The organism is Nostoc sp. ChiVER01, from assembly GCF_034531155.1.
GTDB lineage: Bacteria > Cyanobacteriota > Cyanobacteriia > Cyanobacteriales > Nostocaceae > Nostoc.
In genome coordinates this window covers 295,637-308,890 of sequence record NZ_JAVRBS010000002.1, presented here as the reverse complement: position 1 = coordinate 308,890, position 13,254 = coordinate 295,637, and the positions used below count along the sequence as shown (strand labels likewise).

At 40.0% G+C, this 13,254-nt stretch carries 12 protein-coding genes and 2 pseudogenes; 8 read left to right on the top strand and 6 right to left on the bottom strand.

The window, feature by feature from the left end:
• The first annotated feature begins 33 nt into the window (after positions 1 to 33).
• Entirely contained in the window at positions 34 to 1,113 is a 1,080-nt protein-coding gene (gene rfbB / locus RMY00_RS03775) for a dTDP-glucose 4,6-dehydratase (protein WP_322646264.1), read from the top strand.
• Here rfbB and RMY00_RS36055 read toward each other — a convergent pair.
• The 3 genes and pseudogenes from RMY00_RS36055 to RMY00_RS03765 form a co-directional block, all read right to left on the bottom strand.
• Entirely contained in the window at positions 1,022 to 1,330 is a 309-nt protein-coding gene (locus RMY00_RS36055; protein ID WP_416212030.1) for a DNA-binding protein, read from the bottom strand. The genes rfbB and RMY00_RS36055 overlap by 92 nt on opposite strands.
• Positions 1,317 to 1,529: pseudogene (locus RMY00_RS03770) on the bottom strand (type II toxin-antitoxin system RelE/ParE family toxin); the annotation flags it as partial. The gene RMY00_RS36055 and the pseudogene RMY00_RS03770, both read right to left, overlap by 14 nt.
• A gap of 242 nt (positions 1,530 to 1,771) precedes the next feature.
• The gene (locus tag RMY00_RS03765; protein WP_229458644.1) at positions 1,772 to 1,960 is read right to left on the bottom strand and encodes a hypothetical protein; all 189 of its coding nucleotides are present in this window, start codon (positions 1,958 to 1,960) and stop codon (positions 1,772 to 1,774) included.
• A 128-nt stretch (positions 1,961 to 2,088) separates the two neighbouring features.
• Here RMY00_RS03765 and RMY00_RS03760 point away from each other — a divergent pair, with 128 nt between their 5' ends.
• Entirely contained in the window at positions 2,089 to 2,472 is a 384-nt protein-coding gene (locus RMY00_RS03760) for a hypothetical protein (protein WP_229458643.1), read from the top strand.
• Between the two features lie 286 nt (positions 2,473 to 2,758).
• Positions 2,759 to 3,952, top strand: a complete 1,194-nt coding sequence (locus tag RMY00_RS03755) for a serine/threonine-protein kinase (protein ID WP_322646263.1) — start codon at positions 2,759 to 2,761, stop codon at positions 3,950 to 3,952.
• Between the two features lie 143 nt (positions 3,953 to 4,095).
• On the opposite strand, the gene msrA is transcribed toward RMY00_RS03755, so the two are convergent.
• Positions 4,096 to 4,764 carry a peptide-methionine (S)-S-oxide reductase MsrA gene (gene msrA, locus RMY00_RS03750; protein WP_322646262.1) on the bottom strand — a complete coding sequence of 223 codons (669 nt, stop codon included), beginning with the start codon at positions 4,762 to 4,764 and terminating at the stop codon, positions 4,096 to 4,098.
• A gap of 47 nt (positions 4,765 to 4,811) precedes the next feature.
• Positions 4,812 to 4,952: a hypothetical protein gene (locus RMY00_RS03745; protein WP_322646261.1), complete on the bottom strand. Its 141-nt coding sequence runs from the start codon at positions 4,950 to 4,952 to the stop codon at positions 4,812 to 4,814.
• 30 nt (positions 4,953 to 4,982) lie between these two features.
• Between RMY00_RS03745 and RMY00_RS03740 the strand changes: the two genes are divergently transcribed.
• From RMY00_RS03740 to RMY00_RS03730, 3 genes and pseudogenes are all read left to right on the top strand, one after another.
• Positions 4,983 to 6,485 carry an MBOAT family protein gene (locus RMY00_RS03740; RefSeq protein WP_322646260.1) on the top strand — a complete coding sequence of 501 codons (1,503 nt, stop codon included), beginning with the start codon at positions 4,983 to 4,985 and terminating at the stop codon, positions 6,483 to 6,485.
• A gap of 14 nt (positions 6,486 to 6,499) precedes the next feature.
• Complete coding sequence (locus RMY00_RS03735) at positions 6,500 to 7,501, top strand: hypothetical protein (protein ID WP_322646259.1); 1,002 nt, start codon at positions 6,500 to 6,502, stop codon at positions 7,499 to 7,501.
• Positions 7,502 to 7,640: 139 nt separating this feature from the next.
• Positions 7,641 to 8,075: pseudogene (locus RMY00_RS03730) on the top strand (YidH family protein); the annotation flags it as partial.
• Between the two features lie 106 nt (positions 8,076 to 8,181).
• On the opposite strand, the gene RMY00_RS03725 reads toward RMY00_RS03730, so the two are convergent.
• Positions 8,182 to 10,362, bottom strand: coding sequence for a recombinase family protein (locus RMY00_RS03725; RefSeq protein WP_322646258.1), 2,181 nt, complete (start codon positions 10,360 to 10,362; stop codon positions 8,182 to 8,184).
• 78 nt (positions 10,363 to 10,440) lie between these two features.
• Here RMY00_RS03725 and RMY00_RS03720 point away from each other — a divergent pair, with 78 nt between their 5' ends.
• Together RMY00_RS03720 and RMY00_RS03715 are read left to right on the top strand one after the other, a co-directional pair.
• Positions 10,441 to 11,796 carry a proton extrusion protein PcxA gene (locus tag RMY00_RS03720; protein WP_322646257.1) on the top strand — a complete coding sequence of 452 codons (1,356 nt, stop codon included), beginning with the start codon at positions 10,441 to 10,443 and terminating at the stop codon, positions 11,794 to 11,796.
• Positions 11,797 to 11,912: 116 nt separating this feature from the next.
• A complete protein-coding gene (locus tag RMY00_RS03715; protein ID WP_322646256.1) occupies positions 11,913 to 13,184 on the top strand; it encodes a murein transglycosylase A in 1,272 nt (423 codons plus the stop codon).
• Positions 13,185 to 13,254: the final 70 nt, after the last annotated feature.

The window sequence follows — 13,254 nt, the reverse complement described above, 5'->3', positions numbered from 1 at the left end:
CGCACAAATCACAGAGAGAAGAGAGGAAATGGAATGAGTCGGCGGTTATTAGTTACTGGGGGTGCGGGGTTTATTGGGGCGAATTTTGTACATCACTGGTGTCAGGTTTATCCAGATGACCGGGTGGTGGTGTTAGATGCGCTTACCTACGCGGGAAATCGTCTGAATTTGTCGCTGGTTGAGGGAAGAGAGAATTTTCGGTTTGTAGAGGGGGATATTTGCGATCGCACCATCATAGACGAGCTATTATCAACCAAAAATATAGATACCATCGCCCATTTTGCTGCTGAATCTCATGTTGATCGTTCGATTCTTGGGCCGGCTGCTTTTGTACAAACTAATGTGGTAGGAACTTTCACACTGCTAGAAGCTTTTCGGAAACATTGGGAAGCAAAAGCACAGCCATCTAATTATCGTTTTCTACACGTTTCTACTGATGAAGTTTACGGTAGTTTAGGCCCAGATGATCCAGCTTTTTGTGAAACGACACCTTACGCTCCCAATAGTCCCTATTCAGCCTCAAAAGCCGGTAGCGATCACTTAGTGCGTGCTTATTACCATACTTACAACCTCCCGACAATTATCACAAATTGCTCTAATAATTACGGCCCTTATCAGTTTCCTGAAAAGCTAATTCCCCTGATGTGCATCAACACTTTGATAGGGAAACCATTACCTGTTTATGGTGATGGTAAAAATGTGCGTGATTGGCTTTATGTAGGCGATCATTGTCGTGCTTTGGATGTGGTAATCAATCATGGTCAACCAGGAGAAACATACAATATTGGTGGTAGCAATGAAGTGGAAAATCTCAACCTGGTGCAACTTTTGTGTCAGATGATGGATGAATTAGCAACTGATTTACCAGTACGTCCAGCAAAGCAGTTGATTACTTTTGTCAAGGATAGACCTGGGCATGATCGGAGATATGCAATTAATGCGAACAAGATTAAAACTCAGCTTGGTTGGACACCTTCAGTAACAATTGCTGAAGGTTTACGTTTAACAGTTGAGTGGTATCTCAATCATCGTGATTGGTGGGAACCTCTGCTGTCTGCGGAATATCAAGCTTACTATCGCAAAAATTATCTACAATCTGCAAATAATGGTTGAAGGCTTTTTGTAATCCCCGGCGTGTCATGCCGGTTTGCTCGGCTATCTCACTAATTCCCCGTACACGGGCAACGACGCGCAAGGATGCTAACAACGCGCCGGAATCGTTGTCTTCTGCATATTCCTGAAATATCTCGGTCAAATAATCGTCGATTTCTTCCGGGTGCTTACGCAAGTACTCTTCTTCAAATTCATCAAGTGTTCTAAATTTTCTCACGGCTTAAGTACTCCTTCCAGTAAGCTTTTGCATCTTCGATGTCCTGATTCTGTGTGCTTTTGTCGCCTCCACACAGTACGACAACAATATTTTCAGCATCTTCACCAAAATAGACGCGATAACCAGAACCAAAAAACATTCGCAACTCGCTTAAACCATCTCCTATTGGCGCAACATCGCCGTAATTGCCTTGTTCAAGGCGGCGTAGGCGTTACAGTATGCCTCGTTTTCCTTGTTGATCCCGTAAATTATTTATTCACTCTGTAAACGGCTCATAGCCGTCTTGATTGGCATAGATGATAATCTGTTTTGGTTGTGCTTCTTTGGACACCTTCAATCTTTAATGTTATTCATAACATATGCGAATAATAATTCGCACCAGGTTTTTAGGGAATCCCAAAGTCTAAATTTTCAACTGCTCTAAAAATTATCTGGCTCTCACTATTTCTCTTTATTCCTATCTAATTTCTCTTGAATTGCTTCTCTACAAAATTCAGGAGGGTTATCTTGTTTCTGTATCTCTTCCTTCATTTCTTTCGTAACTCTCAGATTGACTTGCTCGGTTAGTGGTTTTTCTCTGTCTGTGGTGAAGTTTTTTAAATTTTCTGGATTACCTTTAGGATTAGGCATTGTTGAGAAATATGAATAAGACTTGAACTGCATGATAGCAAGCGAATAGAGTTTTAGATCGGTGGCGATTGTGTCTTGCAAACTAGTTCACCACCGATTTCCACTTTTACAAGAGGTAACTCTATTTTATGTTTACACGCACAGAATTAGAAGTTAAAAGCTTGAGAGCGTTACGCGATTTATGTCTGATACAGTATGGCATCCAAGCAATAGGAAACCCTGCTGATAAAGCATCCTACATTAACGCGCTCCTGACCTTCCCTGTTGTAGCCTGCAAGCAAGTATCAGAGAATAAAGGATTAAAGTCTCCTATATTCTCTCAAGTAGAAGCCCTAGAAGTGACACTAGAAGCTATGGGAACACCTACACCGGAGCAGTCAGCCTTGCTTAAGGTGACGATGGAAGGAAGGAAGCTAGAGTACCCAGCACGGTACAGTCAAGAGAAGTTATTTGGACTCTATCGGGTTAAATGGCATTTGGATACAGCACTAGAGATACTGGGAATGCTCTAAACCCTAATTAACCTTGCTAACTATTCCTCGGCATCCTAAAACCGGGGATTTTTTTATGTCTATATTTTACTGAAGAAAGGCAGAGGGCAGGAGGTGAGGCAGCCCCCGTCTTGGCGGTTTCCGTCGATAGCGCAGCGTTAGCGAGTCCTCGAGCGTCTGGGGGACTGCCGAACCCGAAGGGCAGGAGGAAGAAAATATATTTTTTACCCTCTGCCAAGCGGGTTTTCTAGATAATGACTATCCTTGAATAGTAAGGGAATCAGAGTAAATTGCCAGCAGGTGTCAGATGCTGCAACCAGAACAGATATTACAAGACCGTTATCAAATTCAACGCCAACTCGGCAACAATGGAATTCGTCAAACTTGGCAAGCATTGGATTTACAAGCCTCTGATGGCGAAAATTCGACTGTTGTAGTTAAGCTTTTAGCCTTTGGCGGTACTGTCCAGTGGGATGATTTGAAACTTTTTGAGAGGGAAGCACAAATACTTAAACAGCTAAATCATCCCCGCATCCCTCGATATATAGATTATTTTTGTATCGACGATCGCACACTTTGGTTTGCCTTAATACAAGAATATATTCCTGGTGAGTCGCTCAAGGAAAAACTTGCTATTGGCGAAAGGTTTAGTGAAAAGCGAGCTAGAAAAATTGCTGTTGAGGTTTTAAATATTCTCATCTATCTACATGAGTTAAATCCAGGGGTGTTGCATAGAGATATTAAACCGAGTAATTTAATCTGGGGCGAAGATAATCGGATTTATTTAGTTGATTTTGGTTCAGTTCAGGATAAAGCAGCAAGAGAGGGCGTTACTTTTACCGTTGTCGGTACTTATGGTTATGCCCCAATGGAACAATTTGGTGGTCGAGCCGTTGCGGCTTCAGACCTCTATGCACTGGGTGCGACTCTGATTCATTTGTTAACAGGAACTTCTCCCTGTGATTTACCCCAGCAGGATTTGCGGTTGCAATTTACAGACCGAGTTAAGTTGAGTCCCAGTTTTGTCAGTTGGCTACAAAAGTTGATAGAACCTGCTCCAGAACAACGATTTACTAATGCCCGGGAAGCGCTGAATGTTCTCAAATCTCGTTTGGCTATCAAATCTGCAAACAAGAATCAGCTTTTGCCGCTTAAAGAAATAATCAACAATTCTGGATGTGGGATAAATAATCACAATGAAACAGTCCCAGAGGAAATTCTCGGTTGGAATTGGGGCGCATTTCTCATGCCTTGGTTGTGGATGTGGCCGAATCAAGTGTGGTGTGGAGTATTCTGTTTTATACCAAAATTTTCTTTGTTTCTGGCGATCGCATTCGGTGCAAAAGGTAATGAATGGGCTTGGAAAAGTAGACGGTGGAACAGTATTGAACAATTCAAAGCGCATCAAAGAGGCTGGGCGATCGCTGGTATTGTAATTGGAGGGCCGATAAGTATTATGTTATGGGTTCGAGCGATCGCTTTACTCCAAGCTGCATTTTAGTGGGGAGTGGGGAATGGGGAATGGGGAATGGGAAATGGGAAATGGGGGAAGAAGAACTGATTATTGACTTATGCCCAAAGCCGCCTTATGTCCTCACTCCCCCCTACTCACTACTCCCTACTCCCCACTCCCCCTAGCTCCTTCTAACTACTAACTTGCGATTCAACTACACCCACGGGACAAGAAACATTTGTCCCTCCTAAACCACAATACCCGTTGGGATTTTTAGCCAAGTATTGCTGATGGTAAGCTTCGGCGTAGTAGAATTCCGGCGCATCCAAGATTTCTGTAGTAATCTTGCCATAACCTGCATCGTTGAGAGCTTGCTGATAAGCTTCCCGCGATGCTTCTGCTAGCTGCTTTTGACTTTCGGAATATACATAAATTCCTGAACGGTATTGAGTGCCAGTATCATTACCTTGGCGCATCCCTTGGGTGGGATTGTGGCTTTCCCAAAAGACTTTGAGTAGTTCAGAATAACTAATTACTTTGGGATCAAACACAACTAACACCACTTCATTGTGACCGGTTCGCCCACTACATACCTCTTCATAAGTGGGGTTGGGTGTGAACCCAGCAGCGTAACCCACTGCGGTGGTATAGACTCCTTTAAGTTGCCAGAATTTGCGTTCTGCACCCCAAAAACAGCCCAAGCCAAAAATTGCCTTTTCTAATCCATCGGGATAAGGAGGTTGTAAGGGATTCTTGTTGACATAATGAGCCGCAGGTACTGAAATAGATTGTGCCCTTCCTGGCAAAGCTTCCTCAGGTGTGGGCATAACTGCCTTTTTGCCAAATCCGAATAGTGCCATTGATTTTGATGATATATATCTTTACCTTATTTACTATTGTAAAGATTCTAGCGATCGCTTGGGGTTGTCTCAGGATTCTTAGTACAGCCATTCTCATCGGCCAACAGTTCGGTAGCTTTTCTATTAAGTTTTATTAATTTTAATATATCTAGATAAATAGATTGTGTGCCGATAATACATGTAATCATATAATTTTCTTCGGTCACAAAAAAATATGTATGTTATTTAACAGCTTAGAGTTTATATTTCTCTTTTTGCCAATTACTCTTTTCATATTTTTCTTTTGTGGTAAATATGGTTATTACCGTTTAGTAATCACCTGGTTAGTGACTGCTTCTTTATTTTTTTATGGTTGGTGGAACCCAAGATACTTACTATTACTTCTAGTTTCAATTGGCTTAAATTTTTTTATAGGCTATACACTTAACCAATTAAACTCAACAGTCAGAAAAAAAACACTGCTTGTTTTAGGAATAACAGCTAATTTAATTATCCTTTGTTGCTTCAAGTACGCTAACTTTTTTGTTTCAAGTGCAGCCGATATATTAGATTTAAACTTTAATTTACAAAATATTATCTTGCCATTAGGGATATCCTTCTTTACTTTCCAGCAAATTACCTACTTGGTTGATTCTTTCCGTGGGGAAGCCAAAGACACTAAATTTGTAGATTACTGCCTATTTATCACCTTTTTTCCTAAACTAATTTCTGGCCCAATTGTTCACCATTCAGAGATCATGCCACAGTTTGCTAACAAAACTGTGTATCAGTTTAACTTAGAGAACATAACAGTAGGTATTACGATTTTCAGTTTGGGATTATTTAAGAAAGTTGTCTTTGCAGATAATATTGCTGCTTATGCAAGCCCAGTATTTAATAGTGCTGCTGCTGGTATCTTTCCCACATTTTTAGAATCTTGGATTGGTGCGTTAGCCTACACGTTGCAACTGTACTTTGATTTTTCTGGTTATTCTGATATGGCAATTGGGATAGCTAGGATGTTCGGGATTAAGTTACCAGTTAACTTTTTCTCACCTTATAAAGCTACCAGTATTAGCGACTTCTGGCGTAGGTGGCACATCACTCTTTCTAACTTTCTTCGAGATTATTTATACATTCCTTTAGGTGGTAATCGCAAAGGTGAGATTAGACGTAGCTTGAATTTAATGATAACCATGCTGCTGGGAGGAATTTGGCACGGTGAAGGTTGGCAATTTGTCTTTTGGGGTGGATTGCATGGAGCTTATTTAACTATTAATCATGAATGGAATGTTTTCCAAAAAAAGTATGATTTGAAAATAAATAACTGGCTGAGTTTAAAACTTGGTTGGTTTATAACATTTCTCGCGGTTGTCTTCGGATGGGTTTTCTTTAGAGCAGAAAACATGGCTACGGCATTCATAATTGTCAAAGGCATGATTGGATTAAATGGCTTATTATTGAGTACTCAAATTATTGAATCAGGATTAAAAAAAGCAATCATTGATATTTCTATTTTACTTGCGATCGTTTGGTTGACACCTAATGTTCAAGAATGGATGGGCAAGTATGAACCAGTATTAAATTATGAAAAAATAAAAAAACTTTCATCTAATAGCCTTTTTTGGTCTAAATTACAGTGGCAACCGAATCAAACCTATGCATTAGTCATTTCAGTTTTAACTGTAATCGCATTGTTACACCTTACTAAAGTTAGTGAGTTTTTATATTTTCAGTTTTAGGGAGAATCAACCTGATGTTTGCTTATTTGAAAACCTACTTGACGATGGTAAGTACACTTATCTCGTTTATTGGAGTAGTAAATGTAGCTGTTGATCCACTCTGGTACACTCAAGGGAACAAGTTAAATTCAGTAAATATTCCCTATAATGAAAGGTTGACCAAAACTAATCTATTGTTGCATAGTGATAAGCAAAAGTATGATTGCCTGATTTTTGGTAGCTCTCGTGTAACTCTGTTAAATAGTAAGGCACTGAAGAATAATGTTTGTTTCAACTATTCTTTCAGTGCTGGAACAGCTGAGGAATTTGCTAAATATGCTGAATATGTTAAAGAGAAAGGGATTAATCCTCAAAAAATATATGTAGGGATAGACTCTTACAATTTCACTTTTGATAAAAAGACGAAACTTAAAAATAACGTTGAGGTAGCAAAACCAAAACCAGTCTATCAGTCTTATTTATTCTCTCTAGATACTTTGCTGTTGTCCTTGAAAACAATTTTTAGGTTAAATACAGAGATTAGATTTTATGATCAAGATTTTCAAGGTAAAGTTTTTGATAATGCTCCTAAATACAAACCTGAGTTTGTAGATAAAAAAACTCAAGAGAAATGCGACTTTTCTCGCATTGCCTATTACAAACAAATACGACATACATTCCCAAATGCTAAAATTATTGGATATGTGCCACCAATATCAGTTTGGAAGCTTTTCAATGAAAGCTATGCTCGTGGTTTGCTAGACTGCGAATTACAAGCAATTTATGAAGCTAGCAACAGTTATGATATAACATACGATTTCTCATATCCTTCAGAGATGACCACAGTTACATATAATACTTATGATGGTAGTCATTACTATCCAGATGTGAATAATCAAATAGCACAAGTTCTTGAAGGAAAGCTATCAAGTCCTGGAATTTCCATCCATCAATATAATTTAAATGAATATCAGCAGTTCCATAAAAGTAAGCTAAAAGAGTATTTGTACAAAGAAAAACAGGGAAAACGGTGGTAGAAAACAGAGTTTGAGTTTGTTTGAATCTGATTGTTTTGACTTTTACATATACGTCTTGATTTTTGTTCTGGCGCTAGTCTGTGCTATTTATCAATGTAATAAATACTTTTCAAGGATAAATTAGCGTCAGAAGATACTCATGGATAAAATACCAAAAATTGATCGTCAAAGGGAGCATCAAGCGAACGAACGCACATTTCTGGCTTGGCTTCGCACTTCTATTGCATTGATTAGCTTTGGTTTTGCGATCGCGCGATTTGGTATATTTTTGCGCCAGTTGAATATTGCTATTACTCAACAAGAACTTCCGGTAAATCCATTATCCAACTCGGAAAATTTGGGTTTGGCTTTGGTAACTTTTGGAATTATAACTGTTGTCTTAGCCGCGTGGCGATACAATCAAGTTTTCTGGCAAATTGAACAAGCAGATTATAAACCAAATAGATTAATGATTTGGATAATGACCGGAGTAGTAATTATTTTGGCACTTTTCAGTATTCCTTTGCTCTTAAGACGTGATAAAGTTTTTCTTCGCTCTCCTTCTCAAATTCAACCACAGTCTCGAAATTTGCAAAGATCAACCCCAAACTTCTATGTTAAAAAGGGGACGATTACTACTAAATACAAACAAATATATTACAAGATCCCCGACTTCTTTAAGAAGTCGGGGATCTGAGCCTTTAATTAACAGTAGCCTCAGAAATAACGGTTACACAAGCATTCACTAAGGGTAACAGCGGCCCTAATTGTTCTTGTCCATTCACGGCTAAATCGCTGTGACACAAATAAACTCTCTTGGATACACGAGACAATAAATCTGTCAAAATCCTTTGCAGCCTTTGTTCTTCTGCTAATTTCTCATCTTCTGCTGTCCAAGGTTCGCCTAACCTGTCTCGCAGGAAAAACGGCGCACCGAACAAAGTTGCTGCACCACCTTTGGCCCATAGAGGTGAACCAGCATCCAGCCAAAAATGCCAACGGTGCGATCGCCTACTAGACCGATATTGAAATATAGTTGCTAAGGTGACAGCTTTTCTCGCTCCACCAATGGGACGCACAGGGTAAGGGTTGGCGGTGATTGTACCACGTCGCAGTAGTTGAATGAATTCAATAATAGTTGTGTGAGGCGTTGTCTCAACTGGGCCAATTTGTCGTAATCTGGTGTCAATTTCCCAGTAGTGTTGGGCGGTTTCTAGTAATTCCCGCAGTGCTGCTAGTTGTTCATAGGGGAGATTACTACCATTCCACAAAAAACGTTGAATTGCTCTGTCTAAGAGAGAAATAGGACTAGGAATTAACCGCAATTCTTGTTGCGATCGCTGTTGTTCTAACCACTGTAATATCTCACTATAGGCTGTAGTCGCTGCATAACCAATTCTATCCCAGCGCTCGAAGGCTGACACTGGTAGCAAGTTGGGGCGATCGGGATGGGGTACAAAGCAGTAATCTGCAATCAAACCAGCGCGAACCGGATCAATATCAGTGTTCAATGGGGAATGGGGAGTGGGGAGTGGGGAGTTTTCTGATGGTTGTTTTCTACTCAACACAACTAGCATTTCTGCAACGGCATCCCGATCTACTAGGCGTCCTAAGCCGGGATAAACTAGTGCCAGCATGGTGAGTAATGCGCGAATGACGGGTGAACTAATTAGGGGACGTTGATCATTGAGCGATTCTACTTGGATATTTTGTTTGACCAGGATTTCTACTAGAGTATAGCGAGCGATCGCATCTAAACCTGGTGCAATAATCGCTACTTCTTCTGGTTGCACTTGCTGTGATTGAATGGCATCAGCAATTACTTCTGCTGTTTGCCGCAATAGTTGGGCGCGGGAGGTGGTTTGAATTGAATGCACCGTTTTTGGTAAACTCAACAGTACCATCGGTTCTGTAAGTAATTCCACCATCTGTTTAGCTTGCTCACCCAGGGACTCTGGAGGCGGCCCGGTCAAGATTTCTACCCGACAACGTTCTGCTAACCCTTCTAGGTAGTTGGGATCTGCTCCCAATCCTAATCGCACTGCACCATCGGGATTATAGCTAAAGGCCCCGACTGCACCTTGATCTAATAGCAACTCAAATAAAAGACGCGCTACGCTTGGATAATCATCTACATCATCTGCCAGTACTGCCTGATAGCGTTTAGTTAGGTGCTGCTGGTAATTGCGATCGCTTAATAAATGCTGACTATACAGTTCGGTAATAATGCCATAAGTTAGTAACCCCCTCTCTAAACACCAGTTATACCAATCTAGAAGCAAAGAGGCGAGAAATTCCGGCTCCAAAGTTGTAGGATTTTCCCCCAGACCCCTTGTCAAAATCTGGGCAATATCTACGCAAGGTACACCACTGTAAGCTGCTAATTGCAATAAGTCTAGAATGCGACGCACTAGGCGAGATTCATTCACTCCCGCAACACGTAAAATTTCTTCGTCTAATTGGGGACGCCAGAGTTTGGTTGCTAACTCTTGCTCCGTTTCTGGGCGCAATCTTACCGGAAACTGTGCCTTCAGGCTCAAAGAGTTAATTAGCAATGGCCAAAATAAAATAACTTCATCCTGAAAAAAACCTAGCGGCGTTTTGGCACGCACCGGATATTTTCCTAATGTAGATGTAACAATTTTATCTCCCAATTCTCGCCGATTATCATCATTGGCAGCTAAGACTAAAACTCCTGGCTCTGTTTGTTTAAGATATAAAAATTCGGGTGTATAAACGCCTTTTTTACGTCCTGGTTTTTTAGTATAAAATGATTCAACATACTGTTTCTCAGGTTGTACCCAACTACAAAATTGCTCTACCAAGCGAGCCGTCTTACCACTGCGGCTAGTGCCAACAATCCAAACCGAATGAGAAACCACAAACTTTCTCCTTGTAGATTTGCTAGTATACCTCGTGCGTTAACTTAAGGTTAATAGTTACTAAATAATGCTGGATGATTGTCTCCAATGAAAAACTCTGCTTTTAGCCAAAAAATCTATTCTTTCTTACTTGATACTTACCGATGGTACTTACAAACTCCTGAACGTTCTTTAAATCAAGCTTACGATGCAGCATTAAAGATTAAAGAAATAGAAGACAAGCATTTTAATGGTAATAAAATAGACATTGACTCAGCCATGTACAGTAACAGCGTGATGGATTATTTTGAGTCAGACCTAAAAAAGCTATTAAAAACTGTGAGGATGCGGCTTACAGAGTTGAAAGCAAGCCGTTGGTTTTTAAATGAAGAGAATCAAAAAGCTGCCGCGAAAGCAGGTATAGAGTTTCTCAGTCCTTCTTTGGTTTTGGAAAAGCTAAACTTTATCGATCAAGTTATATCTAAATACAAAATACTTTCCGATCAAACAAGTTCCAAAGCTTTAGTAGTTCAACCTCCAAATATAGCAGTTAACCCTGTGATACCTGACGAAAAATCGCTGCTCGTCAATAATCCAACGTTACCACCCAAAATACCAACTCAAGACTGGGAGACAAAAGCAAGACCAAAGGGTAAAGTTGATACAACAGGCGTTTTACCCCGCTCTATTTTAAGTACTATCACTCGTTTGCAAGTTGAATTAGATCCTAATTCAGAACAAGAAGTAATCCAAAGTTTTCGTCAAGCTCAAAGAAGAACAATAATCTCTATTAGGTTTATTTTATTATTAATTATCGTACCACTTTTGACGCATCAAATAGCAAAAGCTTTTGTAGTAGGGCCACTTATGGAGCAGTTTAGAGATACTGAGCAAATGCAAGTATTCCTAAATTCTGAAATGGAAGAGGAAGCCCTTGAAGAATTACAAAGATTTGAAGAAAAACTCCATTTTGAAAATTTCATTAAAAATGCGCCGCCACTATTGCCTGAACAGATAGAAGTTGAAATGAAAAAGAGAGCAGTTGAGCTTGCTGAAGAATTTCGTCATGAAAGCTCTAATGCTATCAAAAATGTTTTTGCAGATATTTTTTCGGTAGGTGCTTTTATCTGGCTTTTACTCGTCAGCAAATCTTCTATTGCTGTGATTAAAGATTTCTTTGATAGAATTGTCTATGGGCTTAGTGATAGTGCCAAAGCATTTATCATCATTTTGTTTACCGATATATTTGTAGGTTTCCACTCTCCTCACGGCTGGGAAGTACTTCTAGAAGGTGTATCGCGTCATTGGGGATTACCAGCAAATCGAGATTTTATCTTCTTATTTATTGCTACATTTCCAGTGATTTTAGATACCATTTTCAAATATTGGATATTCCGATATTTGAATCGGATATCACCTTCAGCAGTTGCAACTTACCGGAATATGAATGAATAAGAAGTGGGGAGTAGGGAATAGCGAATGGGGAGTGGGGGAAGATTTTGGTGTTGTTAAATAATTAGATTATTTTTGAATTTGAGGTAAGTGGGATAATCTCAGAGATTTGAATTTTGATGAAAAAAATACTTACTGGGTTAGGAAAGTTTAACAAAGTTATCACCATCAGCTTCCCTGTAATTTTGTCAATGTTCCTGGTACGGATGCAATCTTTAACGTATCAGGAACTCATTTCACCAGAATGTCAGATTAAAAAATGGGATATACCAGTTTCCTTGACTGCTGAAAATCAAAAATCACCATTAATTCAGAGGCTACCAATAACTTGTTGTCAAGGTGATACCTCTTGTTTGGATGAAGTTCTTTATGGAGAAATACCAGACAAAAAGGCGCTGTTGAGTGCGATCGCTCGCAGTCTTCAATACCTGCAAACAGCTAATGCTGCGGCTGCTTATCAAAACTATCCGGTGGCACAGATTAGGCGCGATCGCGTTATCAAAAGCTTGAAAAGATTCCGCGAACTCCTACTAACAACTAATTCTGCAACAGAATTACATCAAGCCATAGAGCGAGAATTTGTTCTTTACCAGTCAGTCGGTAAAGACACCAAAGGTTCCGTTTTGTTCACCGCCTATTATGAACCGCTTTACGCAGCCAGTCGTGTCCCCACAGCAGAATATCGTTATCCTGTTTATCGATTACCTCCTGATTTAAACTCTTGGTCTAAGCCTCATCCTACCCGCGAAGAATTAGAAGGAGCAGATGGTTTACAAAGCGCAAAAGGAAAATTACGAGGATTAGAGTTGTTTTGGTTTCGCTCACGCCTCGAACCATATTTAGCTCAAATTGAAGGTTCAGCGAGACTTCAACTTCCTGATGGTACTCAAACAACAATAGGTTATGCTGGTCATACTGCTTATAATTACAAAAGCATTGGGCGAGAATTAGTGAATGATCGCAAATTACCTCTAGAAGGTATAACTCTGCCAATTATTCTCGACTATTTCCAAAAGCATCCCCAAGAATTAAATATTTATATTCCGCGCGATCGCAGTTTTGTTTTTTTTCAAGAAAATCACGGTGAACCAGCTCAAGGTTCTATCAACGTACCACTCACAGCAGAGCGTTCGATCGCTACAGATAAATCCCTCATGCCTCCTGGTGCTTTAGCGTTGATTCGTGCTTCCATTCCCTTTGCCAATCCTACCGGAAAAATGGAGGAGCGCATCGTTAGCCGCTATGTTCTTGACCAAGATACCGGAGGTGCAATTAAAGGTGCAGGTAGGGTAGATTACTTTTTAGGTACTGGGAAATTAGCAGGCGATCGCGCTGGTCTCACAGTCAGCAATGGACAATTATTTTATCTATTACTCAAGTCCAAAAATTGAATACACTCACAGTTTAATACTAAAAATCCCGACTTCTTTAAAAAGTCGGGATTTATTACCTTTCGGCGTA